General features: G+C 72.6%; 15 protein-coding genes. 10 read left to right on the forward strand and 5 right to left on the reverse strand.

Annotated elements, in window-relative coordinates; all coding sequences use genetic code 11:
• The first annotated feature begins 33 nt into the window (after positions 1–33).
• Genes ACOOHC_RS01540 through ACOOHC_RS01550 form a run of 3 tightly spaced genes read left to right on the forward strand, consistent with a single transcriptional unit; the run spans position 34 to position 3,498 of the window.
• Positions 34–570 (forward strand): nuclear transport factor 2 family protein, encoded by a 537-nt coding sequence (locus ACOOHC_RS01540; RefSeq protein WP_420452252.1) that lies wholly within the window; start codon positions 34–36, stop codon positions 568–570.
• A complete protein-coding gene (locus tag ACOOHC_RS01545) occupies positions 570–2,132 on the forward strand; it encodes an AMP-binding protein (protein ID WP_420452253.1) in 1,563 nt (520 codons plus the stop codon). The genes ACOOHC_RS01540 and ACOOHC_RS01545 overlap by 1 nt, the downstream gene beginning before the upstream one ends.
• A gap of 49 nt (positions 2,133–2,181) precedes the next feature.
• Positions 2,182–3,498 (forward strand): acyl-CoA dehydrogenase family protein, encoded by a 1,317-nt coding sequence (locus ACOOHC_RS01550; protein ID WP_420452254.1) that lies wholly within the window; start codon positions 2,182–2,184, stop codon positions 3,496–3,498.
• 232 nt (positions 3,499–3,730) lie between these two features.
• Here the strand turns inward: ACOOHC_RS01550 and ACOOHC_RS01555 are convergent, their stop codons facing one another.
• Entirely contained in the window at positions 3,731–5,338 is a 1,608-nt protein-coding gene (locus ACOOHC_RS01555) for an aromatic ring-hydroxylating oxygenase subunit alpha (protein ID WP_420452255.1), read from the reverse strand.
• Between the two features lie 213 nt (positions 5,339–5,551).
• Here ACOOHC_RS01555 and ACOOHC_RS01560 point away from each other — a divergent pair, with 213 nt between their 5' ends.
• Positions 5,552–6,082, forward strand: a complete 531-nt coding sequence (locus ACOOHC_RS01560; RefSeq protein WP_420452256.1) for a hypothetical protein — start codon at positions 5,552–5,554, stop codon at positions 6,080–6,082.
• Positions 6,083–6,091: 9 nt separating this feature from the next.
• Here ACOOHC_RS01560 and ACOOHC_RS01565 read toward each other — a convergent pair whose 3' ends face one another.
• Both ACOOHC_RS01565 and ACOOHC_RS01570 read right to left on the reverse strand, forming a co-directional pair.
• Positions 6,092–7,357, reverse strand: coding sequence for an aromatic ring-hydroxylating oxygenase subunit alpha (locus tag ACOOHC_RS01565; protein WP_420452257.1), 1,266 nt, complete (start codon positions 7,355–7,357; stop codon positions 6,092–6,094).
• An 8-nt stretch (positions 7,358–7,365) separates the two neighbouring features.
• Positions 7,366–7,893 (reverse strand): pyridoxamine 5'-phosphate oxidase family protein, encoded by a 528-nt coding sequence (locus tag ACOOHC_RS01570; protein WP_420452258.1) that lies wholly within the window; start codon positions 7,891–7,893, stop codon positions 7,366–7,368.
• Between the two features lie 143 nt (positions 7,894–8,036).
• On the opposite strand from ACOOHC_RS01570, the gene ACOOHC_RS01575 reads away from it, so the two are divergent.
• Both ACOOHC_RS01575 and ACOOHC_RS01580 read left to right on the forward strand, forming a co-directional pair.
• Positions 8,037–9,848 carry a PEP-utilizing enzyme gene (locus ACOOHC_RS01575; protein WP_420452259.1) on the forward strand — a complete coding sequence of 604 codons (1,812 nt, stop codon included), beginning with the start codon at positions 8,037–8,039 and terminating at the stop codon, positions 9,846–9,848.
• A 22-nt stretch (positions 9,849–9,870) separates the two neighbouring features.
• On the forward strand, positions 9,871–10,299 hold the full coding sequence (locus ACOOHC_RS01580; RefSeq protein WP_420452260.1) for a pyridoxamine 5'-phosphate oxidase family protein: 429 nt from the start codon (positions 9,871–9,873) through the stop codon (positions 10,297–10,299).
• Positions 10,300–10,633: 334 nt separating this feature from the next.
• On the opposite strand, the gene ACOOHC_RS01585 is transcribed toward ACOOHC_RS01580, so the two are convergent.
• Positions 10,634–12,766 (reverse strand): molybdopterin-containing oxidoreductase family protein, encoded by a 2,133-nt coding sequence (locus ACOOHC_RS01585; RefSeq protein ID WP_420452261.1) that lies wholly within the window; start codon positions 12,764–12,766, stop codon positions 10,634–10,636.
• 89 nt (positions 12,767–12,855) lie between these two features.
• Between ACOOHC_RS01585 and ACOOHC_RS01590 the strand changes: the two genes are divergently transcribed.
• On the forward strand, positions 12,856–14,001 hold the full coding sequence (locus ACOOHC_RS01590) for a hypothetical protein (protein WP_420452262.1): 1,146 nt from the start codon (positions 12,856–12,858) through the stop codon (positions 13,999–14,001).
• A 171-nt stretch (positions 14,002–14,172) separates the two neighbouring features.
• Here the strand turns inward: ACOOHC_RS01590 and ACOOHC_RS01595 are convergent, their stop codons facing one another.
• On the reverse strand, positions 14,173–15,492 hold the full coding sequence (locus ACOOHC_RS01595; RefSeq protein ID WP_420452263.1) for a cation:proton antiporter: 1,320 nt from the start codon (positions 15,490–15,492) through the stop codon (positions 14,173–14,175).
• A 167-nt stretch (positions 15,493–15,659) separates the two neighbouring features.
• On the opposite strand from ACOOHC_RS01595, the gene ACOOHC_RS01600 reads away from it, so the two are divergent.
• From ACOOHC_RS01600 to ACOOHC_RS01610, 3 genes are all read left to right on the forward strand, one after another.
• Positions 15,660–17,294 (forward strand): AMP-binding protein, encoded by a 1,635-nt coding sequence (locus ACOOHC_RS01600; protein ID WP_420452264.1) that lies wholly within the window; start codon positions 15,660–15,662, stop codon positions 17,292–17,294.
• 134 nt (positions 17,295–17,428) lie between these two features.
• A complete protein-coding gene (locus ACOOHC_RS01605) occupies positions 17,429–19,093 on the forward strand; it encodes a PfaD family polyunsaturated fatty acid/polyketide biosynthesis protein (RefSeq protein ID WP_420452265.1) in 1,665 nt (554 codons plus the stop codon).
• A 161-nt stretch (positions 19,094–19,254) separates the two neighbouring features.
• Positions 19,255–25,056, forward strand: coding sequence for an SDR family NAD(P)-dependent oxidoreductase (locus ACOOHC_RS01610; RefSeq protein ID WP_420452266.1), 5,802 nt, complete (start codon positions 19,255–19,257; stop codon positions 25,054–25,056).
• The last annotated feature ends 13 nt before the right edge of the window (positions 25,057–25,069 follow it).

Below are 25,069 nucleotides of genomic sequence, written 5' to 3' on the forward strand. Positions count from 1 at the left end.
AAACCGAAAGGTCGTTCGGTAACGTCGCGCACCGTGGAGCGAACGACGAGCGACGCCCTGGCGAACCGGACCCCGACCATCGAGAGCCTGCTCGCGATCGAGGCGTGCCGCGAGGCCGCCCGTCGCTACTCCTACGGCGTCGACCGACTCGACGTCGAGGTGATGCGCTCGGCGTACTGGCCCGACGCCACCGACGACCACGGGGTGTTCGTCGGGAACGCGTGGGAGTTCTGCGAGCGGGTCGTGGGGTCCCACGACCGCTGGAGCTGGACGATGCACGGGACCGAGAACCACCGGGTCGAGATCGACGACGACGGCGTGCGTGCCCGTGGCGAGATGCACGCGATCGCCCGCCTGTTCGTGGCCGACGAGCGGCGCCTCGACACCTTCTACGGTCGCTACCTCGACACCTACGAGTGCCGCGACGGCGAGTGGCGGATCTCGCACCGGGTGTGCGTCCACCACGGCGACACCAGCGAGCACGTCCCCGACTCGATGGGGCTCGACGCCTCGAGGTTCCGCCCGGGCTCCTTCGACCGCCCCGCGAACCAGCGGCGGATCGGGCCCTGATGCCCCGCTTCGCCACCGAGCGCGCCGCCGAGGACCCGACCGGGTTCGCCCTCGTCGACGACGGGCGCGAGATGACCTGGGCCGAGGTCGGCGACGCGCTGAACCGCTGCGCGAACCTGCTGATCGACGAGATCGAGGCGGGTTCGCTCGGCGATCGCCACCGGATCGCCGTCTACGCCGAGAACGCCGCCGAGACGGCGCTCGCCCACCTCGGCGGCCTCCTCGCCGGAGCGTCGTCGGTGCCGGTGAACTTCCACCTCACCGCGCCGGAGGCGGCGTACATCCTCGAGGACTCGGAGAGCGGGATCGTCTTCGTCGGCCCCGACACCGCCGAGCGCGGGGTCGCCGCGGCCCGTGAGGCGGGCGTGGGCACGGTGATCGGGTGGCGCTGCGCGGAGGTCGACGGGGTGACCGACTGGGCCGAGTGGCTCGAGGGCGGGGCGACCACCGACCCGCCCGAGACGATCGTTCCGCGACCGAACCTGCTGTACACCTCGGGAACGACGGGCCGTCCGAAGGGGACCGAGCTGCCCCCCACGATGTTCGCCGGCGGGGTCGACATGACCGAGCACCTCGAGCGCCTGGCCCAGGGCGGGTTCTCCGGCTTCGGGACCCACCTGGTGGTCGGGCCGATGTACCACACCGGCCCGCTGTCGGGCATGCGACTGCTGTGCGCCGGCGTCCCGTCGGTGATCCTGTCGAAGTTCGACGCCGAGGCGACGCTCGCCGCGATCGAGCGGTACCGGACCGAGTCCACGGTGATGGTGCCGACCCACTTCGTGCGCATGCTCGCGCTCCCCGGCGAGGTCAGGGAGCGCTACGACGTCAGCTCGATGCGACTCGTCGCGCACACCGGGGCGAAGTGCCCGGTGGAGGTGAAGGCCGCGATGATCGACTGGTTCGGGCCGGTGTTCCGCGACGCGTACGGGGCGAGCGAGGTCGGCACGGTCTGCTCGATCACGAGCGAGGAGTGGCTCGAGCACCCCGGCTCGGTCGGTCGCAGCATCGAGCCGTTCACGGCGGTCGTGCTCGACGACGACCTCGTCGAGGTCCCGCGCCGCACCGAGGGCCAGCTCTACTTCCGCGACGCGACCGGCCGCGGGATCGTCTACCCGAACGACGCCGAGAAGACCGCCGCCTCCAACCCCGAGCCGGGCCTGTTCACCCTCGGCGAGGTCGGGTACATGGACGACGACGACTTCGTCTACATCACCGACCGCTCCAGCGACATGGTCGTCTCCGGCGGCGTCAACATCTACCCGGCCGAGGCCGAGCAGACGCTGATCGACCACCGCGGCGTCGCCGACGTCGCGTGCATCGGCGTCCCGCACCCCGACATGGGCGAGACGCTGATCGCGCTGGTGCTCGCCGAGGATCCCACCGACCCCCCGGATCCCGACGAGCTGTCCGCGTGGCTGCGCGAACGGCTGTCGCACTACAAGTGCCCGCGCGGGTACCACGTGGTGACCGACCTCCAGCGCAACACCATGGGCAAGATCAACAAGCGTCGCCTGCGCGACGCGTGGCTGGCCGGCGAGCTCGACGAGCTCGCGACGACCTGACCGGCCGACCGACGAACCACCGACCCCCGAACTCGACGAGGTAGATCCGATGACCGACACCCGAGAGCGCCCGACCGACACCGGCTCGACGAGCGGTGCCGCCGCGCCGACCGTCGACCCCGACATCGGCGTCGAGGAGTTCACCGAGCAGGTCCGTCGCTGGTTCGACGAGAACGCGGAGCCACGCCCGCCGCAGGGGTCCGAGCTCGTCTGGGGCGAGGGCGACTTCGACGTGTCCGTGTTCAGCGACATGAGCTTCGAGGACGAGCGCGATCACATCGGGCGGATCGCGGAGTGGATCCAGCTCAAGGCGACCCGGGGCTACCACGCCGTCGACTGGCCCGTCGAGTACGGCGGCCTCGGGCTGAGCCGCAAGCACGCCCGCGCCCTCGGCCGCGTCGAGCGCCAGTACCGCTCACCCGGCCGCCACGAGCTGCTCGGGGTGACGACCAACCTCGTCGCGTCGACCATCCGCCTGCTCGGGAGCGACTCGCTCAAGGAGCGCTTCGTCGCTCCGCTCCGGGCGGCCGAGATCCTGTGCTGCCAGCTGTTCAGCGAGCCGGGGTCGGGATCCGATCTCGCCGGGTTGAGCTGCCGGGCGGTCCGCGACGGCGACGAGTGGGTCGTCAACGGGCAGAAGGTGTGGAGCTCGGGGGCGCAGTTCAGCCAGTACGGCGAGCTGATCGCGCGCACCGATCCCGAGGTGGTCAAGCACGAGGGGATGACCGCGTTCATGCTGCCCCTCGACGCCGAGGGGGTCGAGGTGCGCCCGATCCAGCAGATGAGCGGCGGAACGTCGTTCTGCGAGGTGTTCTTCAACGACGTCCGGGTGTCGGACGACCTGCGGATCGGCGAGGTCGGTGACGGGTGGAAGGTCGCGACCACCACCCTCAGCTTCGAGCGCGACCACTCCGAGTCGGGTGCCGAGGGCAGCGCGTCGGGCGGCTCGTGGAAGCAGCTCCTCGCCACGGCGCGCGAGATGGGGGTCGCCGACGACCCGGTGATGCGCGACAAGCTCGCGCAGGTGTACATCCACGGTCGCGTCGAGTCGTACACCAACCGCCGCGCCGCCGACCTCGCTCGCTCGGGGACGCCGGGCCCCGAGGGATCGCTCGGCAAGCTGCTGTGGACCGAGGGGATGAACGAGATCAGCGACCTGCTCGCCGAGATCCTCGGCCCGCGCCTCGCGGCCGACACCGGCGAGTGGGGCACCTACGAGTGGAACGACCACCTGCTCGGCGCTCCGGGGTACCGCATCGCCGGCGGTTCCGACGAGATCCAGCGCAACATCGTCGGCGAGCGCGTCCTCGGCCTCCCGCGGGAGCCACGCGCCGACTCCGGCCCCTGGTCCACCGTCCCCCGCTGACCCGCCCGCCTCGCCGCGCTGCCCGCGCCCGGGCCGTCCGGCCGAGCCGTCCCGCACCCGATCCGTTCGTGGCCCGGTCTGGTCGCGAGCGGGTGCGCATCCCGCACGGATGCGCGACCAGAGGTCGGTCGCGCCGCACCCGGTCCGTTCGCGCCCCGGGCTGGTCGCGATCTCGTGGGGTTGCCGCACCGCTCCGCGACCGGGAGCGGGGCGAGTCGCGTCCGGGCGCGGGTCAGTCGCCCGGGGAGGGGCGGGGGGTGAGCGACACGTTCGTCTCGCCGATCTCGAGCCAGCGGTGCATCAACTCCCAGAAGTGGCGGATCTTCGTCTCGTTGTAGTTGGCGAACACCACCTCCTGGCGCTCCTGGGCCTTGAGGCCGCGCTGCACGTGCGGGAGGTTGATCGAGTCCTGCTGGAAGATCTTCGCCACCGCGCCCAGCTCGGGGGCCATCGTCCAGTCGTCGTCGGGCCCGAGGTGGGTCACCGACGCCGGCTCCGGCTTGTTGTCGGGATCGGGCGCGATCGGGAACATCATCACCTCGAACACGCACTCGTCGGGGTCGTTCCCGTGCGGGCGCCACCGGTAGAAGAGCTGGTTGAAGACCCCCCACGGCGACCAGTTGGGGAACACCGAGTAGAACATCGCGTCGATCATCTCGGCGTCGCTGAACTCCTCGGGGTCGACCACGCCACCCACCGACGCCCGTGCGGCGTCGCGGCGCTGGTCGGCGATCCACGCACGAACGGCGGGCACGGTGTCGACGCCCTCGGGCGGGACCGGGACCATCAGCGGCGCGTCGAGCACCTCCTCGGGGGTCGGCCCGCCGATCCACGTGCACAGGTGCGGATCCGCCTGGCGCACCGGGCCGTCGATCCAGGTGGCGTGCTCGTCGAAGTGGCTCTCGTGGCCGTCGAGGTCGATCACCCTCACCCGGCCCTGCTCGACGCGCTCGTAGACGTGGCCGTTCATCGGGTGCCGGTAGCGCGCGAACTGCTTGCCGTCCGCGAGGCGCTCGTAGTGGGTCATCCCCTCGAGGTGGGGGCTCTCCACGGCGTGGGGCGAGATCGCCCGCGAGTGCGTCTCCCAGGTGTCGTAGCGGGTGTTCGCGTCGCCGAGGTCCTCCATCAGCGTCGGATGGGTCGCGACCACGTGGTAGCTCTCCATGAACGCCTCCTGGCACGCCTTCCAGTTCACCCGCATGATCTTCGAGACGTGGGCGGCCTTGTAGCGCTTGTCGAACGAGCACCGCTCGAAGTGGGCACCGAGGTCGCCGAGGAAGTCGGCCAGCGGCCCGGCGTCGCGATCGGGGTTGAGGAACACGAACCCCTGCCACGTGCCCACGAGCGCCTCGGGGAGCGCGTGGTCCTCCTTGCGCACGCTCGGGAAGTCCCATTCGCAGGGGATCTCCTTCATCGAACCATCCAGGTTCCACGCCCACCCGTGGAAGGCGCAGCGGATGTTGCGCGCCCCCTTGCCGTCGGTGTCGCGCAGCAGGCGACCACGGTGCAGGCAGGCGTTGCGGTACGCCTTGATCCCGTCCTCGGTGCGCACGATCAGGAACGACATGTCGGCGACCTCGTAGACGTGGTAGTCACCGACCTCGCGGATCTCGTCCTCGAGGCAGGCGAGCTGCCACACCCGGCTCCACAGCTTCTCGACCTCGAGCGCGTGGAACTCCGGGGAGGTGTAGTACCAGGCCGGGATGCGGGTGTTGCCCTCGGGCACGCCGATGCGCGACTCGCAGCGCAGGATGTCGGAGACGGGGTGGGAGTCCTCGGCGAGCAGCTCGGCGTAGCTGATGCCCGCCGATCGATCGGTCCCGGTGATCGTTTCGGTCATGGGGCCCATGATCGCGCTCCGACGGGGTCCGTGGCGACCCCGGTGGGCCATCGCACGACGCCGCGACGGCGTCGCCACCCCCCGGCGCGGTCACCGCGGGTCCGCTCCGCTGCGACGGCCCCGCCCGCCGCTCGCCAAGATGGCTGCGCGGGCCACGCCGGCGATCGCGACCCGGGCGGTGGCACCGCCGACCGACCGAGACGAGGAGAGATCATGAGCGACGACCAGCACGTCGAACGGCAGGTCGACTACGAGGACCTGACCACGATGCGCCTCGACGACGACGCGCTCGCCGAGCTGCTCGACGCCGGAGGCGAGTGCGTCTTCAACTGGACGACCCGCGAGGGGTACCCCGTGGGGGTCGTCGTCGCGTTCGTGCACCGTGACGGGAGGTTCTTCACCACCTGCGCCGAGCGCCGCAAGCGCGTCCCGGCGCTGCGGGCGCGCCCCCAGTCGGCGATCGTGATCAACAGCGGCGGCAGGACGGCGACGTTCAAGGGGGACTCGGTCGTCCACGCTCCCGGCGACGACGGCTTCGACGAGCTCAAGGGGTGGTTCTACCGGACCTTGTCGCGGCTCGATCGGGAGCCCGACGACGTGTACCGCCAGAACTTCGCGGAGTTCCTCGACTCGCCGCACCGGGTGATCGTCGAGACCGACGCGCGGCTCGTCGTCGCGTTCGACACCGCGAAGTTCCGCGAGTTCACCGACGAGGCGATCGCAGCTCAGGCCGCGGAGGCCTGAGCCGACCGCTCAACGCTCGACGTACGGCTCGAGGAGCTGCTCGACGCGCATCTCGGCGGGGATGTTCTCCACGCCGATGATGCGGTCGATCTGCTCGTGCAGGTGCCAGATCCGCCGCTCCTGGTAGTTGATCGGCATCCCGGTCAGCGCCGGCGACTCCATCGACGACTGCATCGGGCCCATGTTCATCTCGTCCTCGGCCATGATCTGGTCGTAGGCCGCGCGGCGCGTCCGCCAGTGGTCGGGGAGGTCGTCGGGATCGAACCGGTCGGCGCCGTCCGGCGGGGGCGCGTAGTAGATCCAGTCGAGGCGCGTCGTGCCGGCGTCGATCGGCCAAAACACGTTGATCGGGAACCCGATCCGCCCGAGCGGGATGATGACGTTCGGGAACAGGCTCACCGCGGTGCTGGTGCAGTCGACCATCGCCGGCACGCCGCCGATCGCGGGCATCGGCGCGGTGTCGAGGTGCTCCCAGTCGTCCCACGAACCCATCCCCGACCGGTCCACGTTCTGCTTCGAGTAGGGGGTGATCATCCGGCTGTGCCCGTTCGGGTAGAGGCCCATCGCCGCTCCGCGGTTGTCGAGCACGCTCACCCCGTCGTGGGAGTGGATGTGGCGGAAGTGGTACACCTCGAGGAACGCCTCCGCGGTGACCTTCCAGTTGCACGGGATGACCCGCGACTCGCGGTACACCTCGCGCAGCGCTCCGCCGTCGAACGGGTCGAGCATCTCGCGGGCCGGGCCGATCCAATCCGACAGATCCGGCGCGTCGAGGTCGCGGTTGACGAACACGAAGCCGGCGTAGGTGTCGCAGCGCGCTCGCGGGAGGCACCGCTCGGTGAGGTCGAGGCCGACGAAGTCGCGCTCGTCGGGGACGGACACGAGGGTGCCGCCGTCGATCTCGTAGGTCCACGAGTGGTACTGGCACCGCAGCCGGCGCGACGACCCGGTCGTCCCGCGCACCACGGGGGCGCCTCGGTGCTGGCAGGTGTTGTAGAAGCAGTTCACCTCGCCGTCGGTCCCGCGCACCACGAGCAGCGGGACGCCGAGGTCGTCGAAGGTGAAGAAGTCCCCCGGGTCGGGGATCTGCTCGGCCCGGCCTGCGATGACCCAGGTGCGCGGCCAGAGGTGCTCGGCCTCGATGCGGTGGAACTCCTCGGTGGTGTGGCGCGCCGTGGGGATGTCGTGGAACGCGGGGAAGCCCTCGGGCGGTGCCGTCCGAGCGAACTCGTACTCCATGTCCGAGCGGATCCGTTCGACGAGTGCGTCGTCCACGAGCGTCCTCAGACCTTCGTCTTCGTCCCGCCGGCGGGGGAGCCGGCGAACATCCGCTCGGAGTCGAACCCGATCCGCGCGTCGGGGGAGAGGCGGATCACGACGCGCCCGGGGCTGTCGAGGTGGTCGACGAACGCGGCCTGGGCGGCCTCGTCGCCGGGGCGGACGCGGGCGGCGAGGGCCGGGTAGAACCACCCGGTCGTCTCGTCGTCGTCCAGCACCTCGGTGTCGCCCTTGTACGTCACCGACTGGCTCGTGCCGATGTCGGTGCCGCGGCTGGAGATCGCCACCGCCGCGCGCGGTCGAGCCTCGATCGCCGGGACGCGCTTGCGGCGGCGGGTGCACGTCAGCCAGAACACGTCGTCGTGGAACACGTAGTTCATGATCACCCCGACGGGGTCGCCGGTCGAGGTCGTCCACATGAAGGTGCACTCGGTCTGCCGATCGAGCAGCTCGCGCTCGCGCTCGTCGGAGAGCGTGAACATCGAGACGTCCTCGTAGCTGTCCACGTAGTCGGGATCGGTTGCGGCGGTCATGTCGTCCTCTCGTGGTGCGCCCGGCGCCGGCCGGTCTCCACCTCGTCGGCGGGCCGTGGCGGGGGCGAGAATCATCGCCGATCCAGCTTCGCCGCTGGACCTCCCCGACGACGAAGGGGAGCCGACGGACCAGGGGGAGCAGGATGGACGACACCACCACGACGGCCCACGACGGCGCCGAGACCGAGAGCGCCGGGCCGACGGATCCGATGGACCGGTGGATTACCGACACCGAGCTCAGCACCCGCTTCCCGTACTACACGCGCGCCAACGCCGACGAGGTCGGTCCGGAGCCGTTCAGCCCCCTCGGGTGGAGCCTGGCGTGGATGACCGGGTGCATCCCGGGTGTCGCGAACGGGTTCGTCGCGTTCGGGGTGCTCGAGCCCGAGGAGTTCGCGGTCGACCCTCCCGAGGTGTTCGGCAACTGGGGCGGCTACTTCTACAACCAGCTCTCGCTGCCGCGCACGATGGGGGCGCGGATGCCCGGGGCGAGCCCGGAGGCGATCGACGACGCCTACTTCGGTGACCACCCGGGGGTGCCGCCGTACCAGGCGCACCCCGACGACGAGGACGAGGCGCAGAGCGCGAAGCTCGCCGAGACGATGGGGTGGGCGATGAGCACCGAGTCGTTCCCCGCCCAGGACGACTCGTCGCGCACCTCGATCCAGGTCGTGCGCGATCGTCCCGACCTGTCGGCGATGTCGAACACCGCGCTGGTCGACCGGGCTCGCCACGTCGCCGGTGCGCTGCTCGAGGACGCGTGGACCGTGTACTGCCAGTCGGCGCTGGGATCGTCCCTCGGACCGGGTGCGGTGCAGGCGATCTCGGCGGCGATCGGGCGCGGCCCCGACGCGGTCAAGGTGATGGCGGCGGTGGGCGACATCGAGTCCGCGGACGCGCCGCGCGCGATGTGGGCGATGTCGCGGACCGTGCGCGAGTCCGAGCACCTCAGCGGTGAGTTCGACGCCGGCGTGGACGGGCTCCTCGATCGGCTGCGCGGCTCCGACGACGCCGGCGCGCGGTCGTTCCTCGAGGCGTGGGACGAGCTGATCGCGACTCACGGGCACCGCGGCCCCAACGAGTGGGACCTGCGACCCCACTCGTGGACGACCCAGCCGTCGATGCCGCTGGGGATGCTCGAGCGGATGCGCCACCAGTCCGACGACAAGTCACCGACCGAGGCCCACGAGCGCGCCGTCGCCGAGCGCGAGTCGCTGACCGCCGAGCTGCTGGCGATGGTCGAGGGAGACGACGAGGCCCACGGTGGTCTGCAGGCCGGCATCCGCTCCGCGGGCGTCTTCTACTCGGCGCGCGAGAAGGGGAAGAACGCGTGCATCCGCCTGATCCACGAGGCCAAGCTCGCGCTGATGGAGGTCGGGCGCCGCCTGGTGGACGAGGGCCACCTCGACGACGCCCAGCAGGTGTTCATGGTGACCGACGACGAGCTCGACGCGTTCCTCGAGGACCCGGCATCGATGATGGGCACGGTGCGCGAGCGCGATGCGGCGTTCGCGCACCTGCACACCGTCGAACCGCCCTACATCGTCGGCCATCGCGAGGGAGGCGTCCCGCCGATCTCGTCGTGGGGGCCACGGGGCGGCAGGAAGGCCGAGTCGGCGTCTGCCGGCGACGTGCTGCAGGGAGCGATGGGCGCCCCCGGCACCGCGACCGGCGTGGCGCGCGTGGTCCTCGACCCCTCCGATCCCGGCGACTTCGGTCCCGGCGACATCATGGTGGCGCCGACGACCGACCCGTCGTGGGTGCCGCTGTTCCTCGCCGCCGAGGGCGTCGTGGTCAACGTCGGGGCGGTGGCGAGCCACGCGGCGATCGTGTGTCGCGAGCTCGGGCTGCCGTGCGCCGTGTCGGTGCACGACGCGACCGACCGCATCCCCGACGGCGCCACGATCGAGATCGACGGATCGACCGGCACCGTGCGCATCGTGTCGCTGCCGTGAGCGTCGATCCAGGGGCGTCGCGATGAGCACGATGCCCGACGACGAGATCGACGAGTTCCTGTCGTCGCCGCGCGACGGGGTGCTGTCGGTGCGCCTGGCGTCGGGGCGGGCGATGGGGACGCCGATCTGGTTCCGGTGGGCCGAGGGGCGTGCGCTGTTCCAGAGCCCGACCACGTCGGCCAAGACCGCCTCGCTGCGCGCCACCGGCCGGGCGAGCCTGTGCGTCCACGAGCAGGCGTTGCCCCGTGTCCGCTACGTGACCCTCGAGGGTCCCGTCGTCGAGGTCGACTTCGAGCGCGACCACATCGCGGACGCCGCACGTCACTACCTGGGCGACGACGGGGCAGCGTTCATGGAGACGATCGACGCAGCGCTGGACGCCGGTCGCCGCTGGGCGAGCTTCGAGCTCGAACCCACCACGATCTCCTCCACCTCCCGCTCGATGCTCTGACGACCTCCCCTCGACGAAGATCGGTCGCCAACGCACGTATCGAATCCGTCAGACGCGAACGACACCTGCGGACCCGCACGTCTCGTATCCGAGTACCGAATCCGTCAGACGCCGACGACACGTGCGCACGTCTCGAATTCGAGTACCGAATCCGTCAGACGCCGACGACACCCGAACGACACCGACGCCGACGACACCCGCGCACGTACCGAATCCGTCTGACGCCGACGACACCTGTACCGGATCCGTGGGACGCGACGCCGTCCCGGGGCGCAGCTGCGGTGTGCGGGGTGTGATCCGTCCGCCGCGAGCGGGGCGCTCGGAGCTCGACGGGTCAGCCCGGCGACGGCGCGACCGCGTGGTCGCGCGCGGAGACGGTGACGGCGATGCCGGTCATGTGGGCTTGGCTGGACAGCGGCTCGAACGAGCCGGGCCCGGACGGGAGGAGCGCGTTGGGGTTGGTGCCGGGGTGGGCGCTCGCGACGCGCATCTTCGGGCTCGCGTCGTGGCCCCAGCCGTGCACCATCGACACGACGCCGGGCATCAGGGTGTCGTCGACCTCGACGGTCGCGCCCACCTCGCCGTGCGCGCTGGTGACGACGATCTCGTCGCCGTCGGACAGGCCGAGGCGCTCGGCGTCGGCGGGGTCCATGCCGAGCGGGTTGGTCGTGCGACCACGCCGGTGCATGCGCTCCAGGTTCGACATCCACGTGTTGTGCATCCAGCCGTCTCGCTTGTGGATCAGTCGCAGCGTGCCGTCGCCGGCGGCGCGCTCGGCGTCGTCGAACATGGTCGCGCAGCGCTCGATCGCATCGGCGAACGCCGACGGGTAGCAGTCGACCCGGCCGTCCGGGGTCTGCACCTGGTCGTCGTAGAAGCTCCCGGGTGCCGGAGGGTCGAGCACCACGACCTCGCCGGACTCGCGCAGCTGGTCGAGCTCGATCCCGCTGCCGCGCCGCAGCAGGTGGGCCCACTTGCCCCACGGGTCGGGATCGTCGTCGTCGAGGAGCGACTCACCGCCCAGCTCGGAGATCATCCGCTGCGCGATCCACCACTCGGGCCGGCGCTCGGCCCGCGGTTCGACGACGGCGGGGGTGAACTGGGCGTAGGGCTGGTGGCTCGTGCCGATGTTGACGATGTTGAGGTCCTCGCGCTCGTACATGTCGGTCGCCGGCAGGACGACGTGCGCGTGCTCGGCCGTGGCGCTCGGGTAGATGTCGACCGTCACCAGCAGCTCGAGCTGCTCGAACGCCTTCGCCAGGCGGTCCTCGCCGGCGATCGACAGCAGCGGGTTGCCGGCCCACACGAACATCGCGCGGACGGGCTCGTCGGCGTCGAGGATCGCGTCGGCCATCAGCGTTCCCGGCAGGTTCCCGGCGCGCAGCCGGCCGAACTCGGTGTCGACGTAGCGCTGCTCGGTCACCCCGCGCCCGGAGACCGCGTTGGGGAAGAAACCGTCGCTCTTAAGGTTGCCGCCCTCGACGTCGAGGCGACCGGTGACGAACGCGAGCGCGTGGACGAGCCAGTAGGCCAACGTCCCCTGGCGGCCCATGTTCAGCCCGGTCGAGGCGTGCACCGACGCCCTCGGGGTCGCCACCCAGGCGTCGGCGAGCTCGTGCACGACGGCCGCGTCGACGCCGGTGACCGCCGCGGTCCGCTCGGCGGGGTAGCCGGCGACGAAGGAGCGCAGCTCGTCGACGTGGGCGCCGTGGCGCTCGATCACCGAGGAGTCGAACCCGTCGCGCTCGTCGATCGCGTGCAGCAGCGAGGCGAGGAACCAGACGTCGGTGTCGGGTCGCAGCTGGAGGGTGTCGCCGATGCCGCCCTCGGGCGTCTCGACCCGGCGCGGGTTGACGAACACGAAGCGGGCGCCGCGCGCCGCGGCCCGCCGCATCTTCCCCAGCACGTTCGGCACCGAGTAGAACGAGGCCTGCGACGCCCGGGGGTTCTCGCCGATCACGAGGCACAGGTCGGTGCGGTCGAGATCGGGGATCGGGTGCACCAGGCTGGTGCCGAACACGGCCTCGCTCGCGACGAACTTGTTCGCGCAGTCCTGCGTCCCCGAGCTGAAGGTGCGTCGGATCCCCGCCGCACGCAGGAAACGGCCGACGTGCTCCTGGCCGAGGGCGTTGAAGGCGGTCGGGTTGCCGACGTAGGCCGCGACGCTCGAGTCGCCGTGGCGCTCGCGGATCGCCGCGAGGCGGGTGCCGATCTCGGTCATCGCCGCGTCCCACGACACGTCGCTCCACGTGCCGTCGGCGGCGCGCACCGCCGGGTGGTCGAGGCGGTCGGGGTCGTGGTGGAGATCGACCATGGCCAGGCCCTTGTGGCACGCGAAGCCCTCGGTGACGGGGTGCTCGCGGTCGGGGGTCAGCTTCACCAACCTCCCGTCGTCGACGTGGGCCACGAGGCCGCACGACGGCTCGCAGATCCGGCAGAAGGTGCGAACCTCGGCGTCAGCGCTCATGACCGCGAACGTACCCGGCCGCCGTTCCCGGCTCGCTGCCGGGCGTGGCCGCCTCGACACGGCTCCGGCGGCCGGGCAGACTCGGCGACATGGATCGTCGTTCGCTCGGTCGGATCACGCTCGGACGGGTCACGCTCGGCGCCGTCGCCGCCGCTGCGGTCGCGCTCGCATCGTGCGGGAGCGACGAGCCCGCAGCGGTCGACGACGGCCCGGCGACGGCCGCCCCGGCCGCGCCCACGATCCCGGCGACCGTCGAGCCGACGACCGCCCCGGACCCGACGACGGCGCCGGAGCCGACCGCGGCGGCGTCGAGCGAGCCGGTGGCGAGCGCGGCCCCGGAGCCGACCGATCCGGCCTCGACCACCTCGACCGATGTCCCGGGCACCACGACGACGGCGGCGACCGGACCCGCGGCGCCCTCGCCGTCCGGTCCGATCGTCGCGATCGACGCCGAGGGGGACGCGGTGCTCCTGGCGGACCCGTCGGCCGATCCGGTGCTGCTGTACGACGGTCCGAGCCCCGAGGAGCTCGCAGCGGTGACCGAGGGCCCCGGACCGAACTCGGTCGACCACGTGTCGGCCACCCCCGACGGTGCGATCGCCTACGTCGGGACGTGCTGCGAACCGGTCTCGGGGGTGTGGGTGACCGCCGAGCCCCCGGAGGCGGCGACCTTCGAGGGGACCCCGAACCAGGGGTACGTCCCCACGGTCAGCCCGGACGGGTCGTTGCTCGCGGTCGGTTCGATCAGCGGCGTGGTCGGGATCACCGAGCGGGAGACGGGCGAGCTGCTCGCGGTCGACGACGGGAGCGGGCTCGCACCCGACGTGGTCGGCGCGTTCTCGCCGTACGACGTCATGTGGGTGTCGCCGGAGAGGTTCGCCGTGCTCGGGATCGCGGAGCGGGAGTGGGTGGTCGTGCCCGGGACGGTCACCCCGGGTGACGGGGTGACGCTGCGACCCGCGTTCGCGGTGGCCCCCTTCGACGGCGCGCTCGAGGAGGTCCACGGCTTCGCGGGCTCGCGCTCGCCCGACGAGGTCCTCGTCCACGTCGACGGTGAGGGTGCCGCCACGGCGTTCCGGCTCGACGGCACCGATCTGGGCGAGTACCAGCTCGAGGGCCCGAGCCGGTCGGCGTGGATCGTGCCCGAGGGCCCGTCGCTGCGCGTGGACGACGCCGGGACGCTGACCGTGGGCACCGAGACCGTCCCCGGCGAGTACCTCTGGGCGCGCACCTGACGCGCGATGTGCGCACGAGCGCGGTGGCGAGGTGCGCGGACGACGCCGTGCGCGATCAGAGGGCGGCGAGGATCAGCGCGCCGATGATCGCGACGATGACCAGCAGTCCGATGTAGTGCCAGGCGCTGCGGCCGGATTCGGGTGGGGGCGATCCTCCGCCGCTCATGTCCGTCATGTCTCGACCTCCTCGATCACGGTGGTGTGGATGTTACCGCCCTCGTCGCGACGCTGGTCCAGACGTGCCATGAGCGGCGACGCGCTGACGCCGTGGACGACGATCGACACGAGGATCGTGAACGAGGCCGTGGCCCACACCGAGGCGAGCGCGCCGGGCTCGAACTCGCCGTGGGTCGTGCCGTACGACAGGTAGTACAAGCTGCCGATGCCCCGGATGCCGAAGAACGCGATCGCCATCCGCTCACCCTTCGGCGCGCTGCTGCGCACGAGCGCGAGCCTGCCGAGCACCGGGCGCACGACGAGCACGAAGGACGCGCCCACCACGGCGCCCTGCCACGTCAGCGCGTCCAGGATGCCCTCGCTGAGCACGGCGCCGAAGCCGATGAGCACGAGACCCACGAGAGCCGCCTCGAACTGCTCGACGAACTCGACCGCGTCGCGCCGGTACCCCTCGTCGTCCTCGCCGCGCACGAGCGCCGCCACGAACACGGCGAGGAACCCGTAGCCGCCGACGGCCTCGGTGATCCCGTAGACGAGCACGGTCGCGCCCAGCGCGGCGATCCCCTCCGTGGTCTCGTGGCGGAACAGGGATCCGATCCCGTGCCCCAGCCGGACCAGGAGGGTGCCGAGCAGCCACCCGGCGAGGGTGCCGATCCCGATGGCCACGACGACGTCGCGCCACAGCCACTCGACGAGGGTGGCCTCGAACCCGACGGCGACGATGCCGATCGCCAGGAAGATCACGGGGAACGCGAGGCCGTCATTCAGCCCCGCTTCGGCGGTGAGCGTGAAGCGGATCTCGTCGTGCGGGTGCCGCTCACCCGGGCGATCGACCTCGACGTCCTCTCCGGGACGATCGACCTGCACGTCGTCGGCCAGGACGGGGTCGGTGGGGGCGAGCACCCCGGCGAGGAGGACCGCGGCGCCCAGGCCGAGGCCGACGAACCAGACGCCGAGCGCCGTGACCGCGAGCACCGAGATCACCATGGTGATCGCGAGCAGGCGCCAGACGCTGCTCCAGCTCGTCAGCCCCGCTCGACGCTCGATGCGCAGACCCGCCCCGACGAGGGAGATGATGACGACGAGCTCGGTGACGTACTCGACGACGTCGGCGTCGAACCCCACGCCCAGCGGCTTGGGCCCGCTGAGACCGGGGCCGAACCGGAACACGAGGTAGCCGGCGGCGACGTACAGGATCGGGACCGAGAGCGGCCGGTCGTGGACGAGACGAGGGAGGGTCGCCAGCGCGATGAGGGCGACGCCGCCGAGGGTGAGCCACCCGATGTGCAGGTCCCAGCTCACCACGCTCAGCATCGTGGTCCGCAGTGTGGTCGCTGGGACGACGTTCGCGCGACCGGAGCGACGAGGTTCGTCGCGTGGCGCGCGACACGCGCGACCCGTCGCCGAGTCGCTTCGGCTTCGTCACCCCGCCGAGGTGACCGGTACGGTCGATCGCTTCGACGGGACGGCATCGGGGGAGCATGGCTGACGACGACGCGACGGGTGTGAGCGAGAACTGGGCGACCCTGTGGGAGGCGTTCGCCGACGCGCAACCCGACCAGACGGCCGTGGTGGTCGGTGAACGGGCCCTTCGGTGGCGCGAGCTCGACGAGCAGGCCGCTCGGCTCGCGACGGCGCTCTCCGAGCGGGGTGCCACGGCGGGGACCCGCGTCGCGCAGCTGATGTTCAACTGCCCCGAGTACCTCGAGTCGTCGTACGCCGCGTTCAAGCTGCGGGCGACGCCGGTCAACGTGAACTACCGCTACAAGGCTCCCGAGATCGCGTACATCTGCGACGACGCCGGCGCCGAGGTGCTCGTGTTCCACGGCTCGCTCGGCGACCGGGTCACCGAGGCTCGCGCCGCGATGCCGACCGTGACCACCCTGCTGCAGGTCGACGACGGCGAGCCGCTGGCGGACGGTGCCGAGTGGTACCACGAGGTGGTCGCCGCGTCCGAGCCGGCTGAGCGCATCGAGCGCTCGGGCGAGGACACCCTGATGCTCTACACCGGGGGGACGACGGGCGACCCGAAGGGGGTCGTGTGGCGGCACGCCGACCTGTTCGGGGCGCTGGCGTTCACCGCCTACCAGTCGGCCGGCGTCGAGGTCCCGTCGACCGTCGACGACGTCGGGCGCATCGCCGCCGAGCTGAGCGCTGCCGGGAGGAGCCCGGTGATGCTGTGCGCCCCGCCGCTGATGCACGGCACCGCGCTGTTCCTCGCGATCGGCGCGTTCGTCATGGGGGGCACCGTCGTCCTGCTCGGCGGTCGCTCCTTCGACGCCGACGAGCTGCTCGACCTGGTGGAGCGCCACGGCGTCACCCAGCTCTCGCTGGTCGGCGACGCGTTCGCCCGCCCGATCAACTCCTCGCTGGAGGCCCGATCCGGTCGCGACCTGTCGACGCTGGCCCGCATCGTGTCGACCGGCGCGACCCTGTCGGCCGATCAGAAGCGCGTCCTCCAGCGACACGCGCCCGGCGCGGTCGTCTTCGACATGATCGGCGCGTCCGAGGGAGGGCCGTTCGCCATCGCGATGACGATGCCGGGCGACGAGCCGGCGGAGACGGCGATCTTCACCGCCCCGCCGAACGTCGTCACGATCGACCCGGTGTCGGGCGAGGTGCTGCCGCGGGGGAGCGCCACGCCCGGGATGCTCGGCGCGTCGGGGCCGATGCCGCGCGGCTACTGGAACGACGAGGCCAAGACCGCGGACACGTTCCGCACGGTCGACGGTGTGCGCTACACCGTCCCGGGGGACTTCGCGACGATCGCGCAGGACGGCACGGTCACGCTGCTGGGCCGCGGATCGGTGTGCATCAACTCGGGTGGGGAGAAGGTCTACCCCGAGGAGGTGGAGGTGGCGGCGCGCCGCCATCCGAGCGTGGTCGACTGCAACGCGGTCGGCGTGCCGCACGAGCGGTTCGGCGAGACGGTCGTGCTCGTGTGCTCGGTGTCCGAGCCCACCGACGCCGACGACATCGTCGCCACGGTGAAGGAGACCGTCGCCGACTACAAGGCGCCGCGCGAGGTCGTCTTCGTCGACGAGGTCTACCGGGCACCCAACGGCAAGGCCGACTACCGCTGGGCGAGGGAGCTCGCCGTCGCCGAGGTCGGCTGACGACCACGACATCGGTCGGCTCCCCGACGTCGTGGCGCCGCGATCGACAGGGTTCGTGGACGACCTCGGACTCCGGGCGTGCGATCGCCTCGAACCGGGTCACGGCGGCGACGTGGTCGGCTACCGTCGGCGGCATGGCCGTGGCGACCCCCTCCGCCTCGCTGCCCGGTGGGGCGGTGCTCGGAGCGTGGTCCGGCCCCGTTGCGCCGGCGTTCGGCGAGGACGAGCTGGTCGGCGCGGCGCGACGGATCCGTGAGCGGGCCCACGTCGTGGTCGATCCGACGTCGGGGCGCTACGGGGTGGCGACCGGCGGGCAGCTCGTCGGTGACCCGCCCGATCCCGTCCCGGGTTCCACGGGCACGTGGCCGGTGCTCGCCGTGCTCCCCCCGACCTACCCCGAGTGGCTCGGCGACCGCAGCTTCAACGAAGCGCACGGGACGCGGTTCGCCTACGTCAGCGGAGCGATGGCGAACGGGATCGCCACGACGCGGCTGGTGATCGAGATGGCGCGCACCGGGTGCCTGGGCTTCTTCGGTGCAGCCGGGCTCGAGCTCTCCCGGGTGGCCGCCGCGGTCGACGAGCTGATCGCCGAGCTGGGCACGGACGGGCCGGCGTGGGGCTGCAACCTGATCCACTCCCCCCAGGAGCCGCAGCTCGAGCACGCCGTCGCCGAGCTGTACCTCGAGCGCGGGGTGCGCCGGGTGTCGGCCGCCGCGTTCATGTCGCTCACGCCGGCGATCGTCCGGTACGCGTACACCGGGGTCCGGCGCGACGCCGACGGGTCGGTGCGCCGACCGAACGCGGTGTTCGCCAAGCTCTCGCGGCCCGAGGTGGCGCGCCGGTTCCTGCACCCCGCCCCGGGCGCGATGCTCGACGCGCTGGTCCGCGACGGGCGACTCACCGCGGACGAGGCCGCGCTCGCCCGCACCCTTCCCGTCGCGGAGGACGTCACCGTGGAGAGCGACAGCGGCGGGCACACGGACAACCGCCCCCTCGCCCCCCTGTTCGCCTCGATCGCACGGGTGCGTGACGACGCGGTCGCCGAGCACGGCTACACCCGACCGATCCGGCTCGGCGCCGCCGGGGGGATGGGGACGCCCGCCGCGCTGGCCGCCGCCTACGCGCTCGGTGCGGCGTACGTGCTCACCGGCACGGTGAACCAGGCGTGCGTCGAATCCGGTCTGTCCGACGCGGGGAGGCGGATGCTGGCGCAGGCCGACCTCGCCGACGTGACGATGGCGCCCGCGGCCGACATGTTCGAGATGGGCGTCGACCTCCAGGTCCTGCAGCGGGGGACGATGTTCGGCGCCCGGGCGCGCAAGCTGCGCGCCCTCTACGTGCGCCGGCGCGACCTCGACGCCCTCGACGCGACCGAGCGTGCGGAGGTCGAGGCGATCCTGGGGACCACCGTGGAGGACAGCTGGGCGGCGACCCGGGAGTTCTGGCTCGAGCGCGGGCCCGATCAGGTCGAGCTCGCCGAGCGCGACCCCCGCCACCTGATGGCGCTCGTGTTCCGCAGCTACCTCGGGTTGTCGAGCCGGTGGGCGATCGAGGGCACCGATCGGCCACTCGACTACCAGATCTGGTGCGGCCCGGCGATGGGAGCGTTCAACGCGTGGACGGCCGGGTCGTTCCTCGCCGACCCCGAGAACCGCCGCGTCGCGCAGGTGGCGCGCAACCTGCTCGAGGGGGCGGCCGCGCTCACCCGCGCCCACCAGCTGCGCACGTTCGGCGTCCCCGTCCCACCCGCGGCGTTCGAGCACCGGCCCCGGCCGCTCGACACGGCGATCGACCGCTAAGGCGGGTCCGGCCGATCCGGCAGCTGCGTCGGTTCGGATCGGAGCGCGTGCCGCTACGTTCGGTGAGGCGATCGGCGCCGACCCCACGTCGTCGCCGAGCAGCACCGGCGTCGGCGGATCCCGTTCCGATGGCGCCGGCACACCGCGCCAGGCAGGACCCGATGACGAACGACACCCGCACCGCTCCCCGGCCGCCGATCGCCGTGGTCGGGGTGTCGGCGCTGTTCCCCGGCTCCGTCGACGTCACCGGGTTCTGGAGCGACGTCCTCGCCGGGACCGACCGGATGACCGACGTCCCCCCGACGCACTGGCTCGTCGACGACCACTACGACCCCGATCCGAGCGTCCCCGACACGACCTACGGTCGCCGGGGCGGCTTCCTCGACCCGATCGACTTCGACGCGCTCGGGTTCGGCGTCCCGCCGAGCGCGATCGCCTCGACCGACACAGCGCAGCTCCTCGCGCTGATCGTCGCGCAGCGGGTGCTCGACGACGCCGTGCGCGGGCAGTTCCACGAGCTCGACCGCAGCCGGGCGTCGGTGATCCTCGGGGTCACCTCCGGCCAGGAGCTGTTCGGAGCGATGTCGAGCCGGATGAACCGGCCGATGTGGCTCCAGGGGATGCGTCGCGCCGGCATCGCCGAGGACGTCGCCCAGGAGGCGTGCGACCGGATCGCCGCCCTCCACCCGGAGTGGACCGAGGCGACGTTCCCCGGTCTGCTCGGCAACGTCGTGGCCGGGCGGATCGCGAACCGCCTCGACCTCGGCGGGACGAACTGCGTCACCGACGCCGCGTGCGCCTCGTCGTTCTCGGCGCTGTCGATGGGGGTCAACGAGCTCTACCTCGGCGACAGCGACCTGGTGATCGCCGGGGGCGTCGACACGATGAACGACGTCTTCATGTTCATGTGCTTCTCGCAGACCCCGGCGCTGTCGGCGACCGAGGACATCCGCCCGTTCTCCGACGCCGCCGACGGGACGATGCTCGGCGAGGGCCTCGGGATGGTCGCGCTCAAGCGCCTCGACGACGCCGAGCGCGACGGCAACGAGATCTACTGCGTGGTGAACGGCGTCGGGTCGAGCTCCGACGGCCGGTCGAAGAGCGTGTACGCGCCGGTGTCGTCCGGCCAGGCGCGCGCGATCACCGCCGCCTACGACAAGGCGGGCTACGGACCCGGCACCGTCGAGCTCGTCGAGGCCCACGGCACCGGGACCGTCGCCGGTGACGCCGCCGAGTTCGCCGGCCTCGAGCTCGCCTTCGACGCCTCGGGTCGCGACGACCGCCAGTGGTGCGCGCTCGGCTCGGTGAAGAGCCAGATCGGCCACACCAAGGCGGCCGCCGGCGCGGCCGGGCTGATGAAGGTCGTCATGGCGCTGCACCACGGGGTCCTGCCCCAGACGGCCAAGGTCGAGCGCCCCAACCCGCGCCTCGATCTCGCGGCGTCGCCGTTCCACCTGGGCACGAGGTCGCGGCCGTGGGTGCGCGGCCCGTCGCACGAGCGTCGCGGTTCGGTCAGCTCGTTCGGGTTCGGCGGATCGAACTTCCACGTCGCGCTCGGCGAGTACACCGGCGACGGGGCGCGCGCTCCTCGCCTGCGGTCGCGCGACGCCGAGATGGTCGTCGTCGACGGTGCCGACGGCGCCGACGTCGCCACCCGGGCCCGTGACCTGGTCGAGCGGTACCTGTCGTCGCCCGACGTCGACTCCGGCCTCGCCGACCGCGACCACCGCCTCGCCTTCCTCGCCCGCACCACCCAGCGCGCCCACGACGCCGCGTCCCCCGCCCGCCTCGCGGTCGTCGCCGACGACGCGGCCGGGATGCGCCGGGTGCTCGAGCAGGCCGTCGAGCGCATCTCGAGCGCCCCCGACGAGGAGTTCTCCGGACCGGGCGGGATCCACTACGGCCTCGGCGCCCGCACCGGCGACGTCGCCTTCGTCTTCCCCGGTCAGGGCAGCCAGTACCCGGGGATGGGAGCCGGCCCGGCGATCGCCTTCGCCGCGGCCAGGGGGGCGTGGGACCTCGCCGCCGCCCACGACGGCGAGGAGCGCCTCGCCGACGTCGTGTTCCCGATCACCACCTTCGCACGGGACGAGGCGGCGACCGATCGCGAGCGGCTGATGGCGACCCAGCGCGCCCAACCCGCGATCGGCACCGCCAGCCTGGCCCTGCTGCGGCTCCTGCGCACGGTCGGCGTCGAGGCGCGCCACGTCGCCGGGCACAGCTTCGGCGAGGTCACCGCGCTCCACGCCGCCGGGGTGATCGACGAGGACGACCTCGTGCGGGTCGCGCGGCGACGCGGGGAGCTGATGGCCGCGGCCGCCGACACCCCCGGCTCGATGACCGCCGTGCGCGGCGCGATCGACGAGGTCCGCGCCGTGCTCGAGCGCGCCGACCTCGACGTCGTCGTCGCCAACCACAACAGCCCGCGCCAGGTGGTCCTGTCGGGGCCGACCGGCGAGATCGACCGGGTCGAGGACGAGCTGCGCGACGCCGGTCTCGCCACCTCGCGGCTCCCGGTGGCGACCGCGTTCCACTCCTCGGTGGTGGCGGGCGCCGCCGACGCCTTCGGGGAGTTCCTCGCCGGGGTCGACGTGCGGCCGCCGCGGCTCGACGTGACCGCCAACGAGACCGCGAGCCCCTACCCCGACGACGCCGACGAGATCCGCGCCCAGCTCGCTCGCCAGCTCACCTCGCCGGTCCGCTTCGTCGAGACGATCGAGGCGATGCACGACGCGGGGGCGCGCACCTTCGTCGAGGTCGGTCCGTCGTCGGTCCTGACCTCCCTGATCGGCGACGTGCTCGACGGGCGTGACCACCGCGCGATCGCCCTCGACCGGTCGGGGGCGACGGGGATCGGCGCGCTGACGACCGGTCTCGCTCAACTCGTCGCCGCCGGGGTCGAGATGGACCTCGACGCGCTGTGGGCGGATCACGCGGAGCTCCCCGACCCGCTCCAGGCGGTGCCGCCGAAGCTGGCGATCCCCATCTCGGGGACCAACGCCACCCCCTACCCGCCCCCCGACCTGAGCGAGCTCGCCGAGGCCAACACCGTGAACCCGACCCCCAACCCGGCCCCGTCGGCCCCGACCCCCACCCCGGCCGACACCCCGAACACGAACGGGAGCGCGGCCGCCCCGCCGGTCTCGTCCACGACGCCGCCGACGTCATCGCCCTCCGCCCCGTCCCCGTCGGCGTCTCCCGTCGTGGAGCCGCCGCCGGTCGCCGGGCCGTCTGACGTCGCGCACGCGCCCGGCGTCGCCCCCGCGTGGCCGCCCTCCCCGGCGCCGAGCACCGACCCGTCCGTGCTCGCGGCGTTCCAGTCGGCGCAGGAGCAGACCGCCGCCGCGCACAGCGCGTACCTCGACTCGATCGCTCGCGCCCACACGGCCTACCTCGACGCCGCCCGGCAGGGCCTCGCGGTCCTCGGGAACCTGACCGGCGCGACCGTCCCCTCGGCGACGCCGCCGGCTGCGGTCGCCCCGCCGGCTGCGGCCGCCCCGCCGGCTGCGGCCGCCGCGCCGGCTGCGGTCTCGGCGCCGGCTGCGGTCACCCCTGCGGCCGTCGCGCCGCCGACTCCCGTCCCCCCCGCGGTCCCGGCGGCTCCCGGCCCCGCCCCGGCGCCGGTGGCGAGCGCGCCCGCCGCACCCTCGACGCCCGCTCCCGGCCACGATGCGCCGCCCCCCAAGGCGACGCCGTCCCGGACGACCGCGCCGTCGTCGGCCGAGGGAGGCATCCCGCGGATGTCGGGTGAGTCGGCGGGTGGCGGTGCTGCGGTGGTGACGGGTGCGTCGGAGATGATGCCGTTGCTGTTGGAGGTGGTGGCGGAGCGGACGGGGTACCCGGCGGAGATGCTGTCGGTGGAGATGGAGCTGGAGTCGGATCTGGGGATCGATTCGATCAAGCGGGTGGAGATCTTGTCGGCGGTGCAGGATCGCGTCCCGGACCTGCCGGAGGTGGATCTGTCGACGATGGCGGCGTTGGCGACGTTGGGGCAGATCGTCGACTACCTGTCCGAGCTGCTCGGTGGACCGACGACCGCGCCGTCGTCGGCCGAGGAGGGGACCTCGCGGATGTCGGGTGAGTCGGCGGGTGGCGGTGCTGCGGTGGTGCCGGGTGCGTCGGAGATGATGCCGTTGCTGTTGGAGGTGGTGGCGGAGCGGACGGGGTACCCGGCGGAGATGCTGTCGGTGGAGATGGAGCTGGAGTCGGATCTGGGGATCGATTCGATCAAGCGGGTGGAGATCTTGTCGGCGGTGCAGGATCGCGTCCCGGACCTGCCGGAGGTGGATCTGTCGACGATGGCGGCGTTGGCGACGTTGGGGCAGATCGTCGACTACCTGTCCGAGCTGCTCGGTGGTGCGCCGTCCCCGACGATCGCGGTGGACGGAGACGACGGTGCGCTGCGCGCCCCGCCCGCATCGAGGTCGACGTTCGGTCGCACGGTGCGGCGGTCCCGGCCGCTCGCGGAGCCGGGGACCGAGCTGCCCGGCCTGCTCGACCGCGAGGTGGCCGTCGTCGGCGGTGACGCCGAGGTGGCGGACGCCCTCGTGTCGACCCTGGTCCGGCGCGGTGTCGAGGCGATCCGATCCCCCTCGGTCGAGGACACCGTGGCCTCGATCGTGATCCACCTCGGAGGGTTGCGTCCCGTCGCCGACGCCGTCGAGGCGCTCGCACGCAACCGCGACTCGTTCGCCGCCGTGCGTGCCTACGCCGCGCGCGCGGGTGCCGGAGGGGCGTTCGTCGCGATCCACGACCGCACCTCGGCTCGGCGGGCGGGCGGTCACGCGGTCTGGACCAGCGGACTCCCCGCCCTCGTGCGGACCGCCGGGTTGGAGTGGCCGAGCGTGGTGACGAAGACGATCGACGTCGAGCGCGACGGCCGCGACGCCGACCAGGTGGCGCGGGCGGTGGCCGACGAGCTGTTCGGGGGAAGCGACGACCGCGACGTCTCGCTCGGCGCCGACGGTGTCCGGTCCGAGCGGGTCCACGACCACGTCGAGGTCCGGCCGGGGTCGCTCCCGCTCGACGCCGACGACGTCGTGGTCGTCTCCGGCGGCGCTCGCGGCGTCACCGCGGCCACGGTCGTGGAGCTCGCGCACCTCGCTCGATGCACCTTCGTCCTCCTCGGTCGCACCGAGCTGGTCGACGAGCCGAACCACCTCGCCGACGCCCGCGACGACGCGGCGCTCAAGCGAGCCGAGCTCGACCACGCGAACGGCTCCGGTCGGGGGCCGACGCCGACCGAGCTCCAGGCGACGGTGAGAGGGGTGCTCGCCAACCGCGAGATCCGCGCGACCCTCGCCGCGATCGAGCTCGCGGGCGGTCGGGCCGAGTACCGGCGGGTCGACATCACCGACTCCGATGCCGTCGCCGACGCGCTGGCCGAGGTGCGCCGCGACGTCGGTCGCGTCACCGGGCTCGTCCACGGCGCCGGGGTCCTCGCCGACAAGCTCATCGCCAACAAGACCGTGGAGCAGTTCGACGCCGTGTTCGACACGAAGGTCGTCGGGCTGATGAACCTCCTCGACGCGACCGCCGACGACGAGCTGCGCGTCCTGTGCCTGTTCTCGTCGGTCGCGGCGCGCACCGGCAACGTCGGCCAGGCCGACTACGCGATGGCGAACGCCGTGCTCGACGAAGTCGCGGTGCGCGAGCGCGACCGGCGCGGCGACGCCTGCGTCGTGAAGTCGCTCGGCTGGGGGCCGTGGGCCGGGGGGATGGTCTCGCCGGCGCTCGAGGACCACTTCGCCGCGATGGGCGTCGAGCTGATCGACCTGCCGACCGGGGCGCGGATGTTCGTCGACGAGCTGGCGAGCCCGCAGCTCGACGAGGTCGTGGTCGGTCTCGGGGGCGGGGTGCTGGCGGGCGACGGCGGGCTCGGCGACGAGGGAGCGGGGCGTGGCGCCCGAGGGGGCGACGGGGATCCGGCACCCGACGAGATGGGTGCGCGGGTCGGCGCGTGACCCGAGCCGTGCG

This window comes from Ilumatobacter sp. (assembly GCF_965215205.1).
Taxonomy (GTDB): domain Bacteria; phylum Actinomycetota; class Acidimicrobiia; order Acidimicrobiales; family Ilumatobacteraceae; genus Ilumatobacter_A.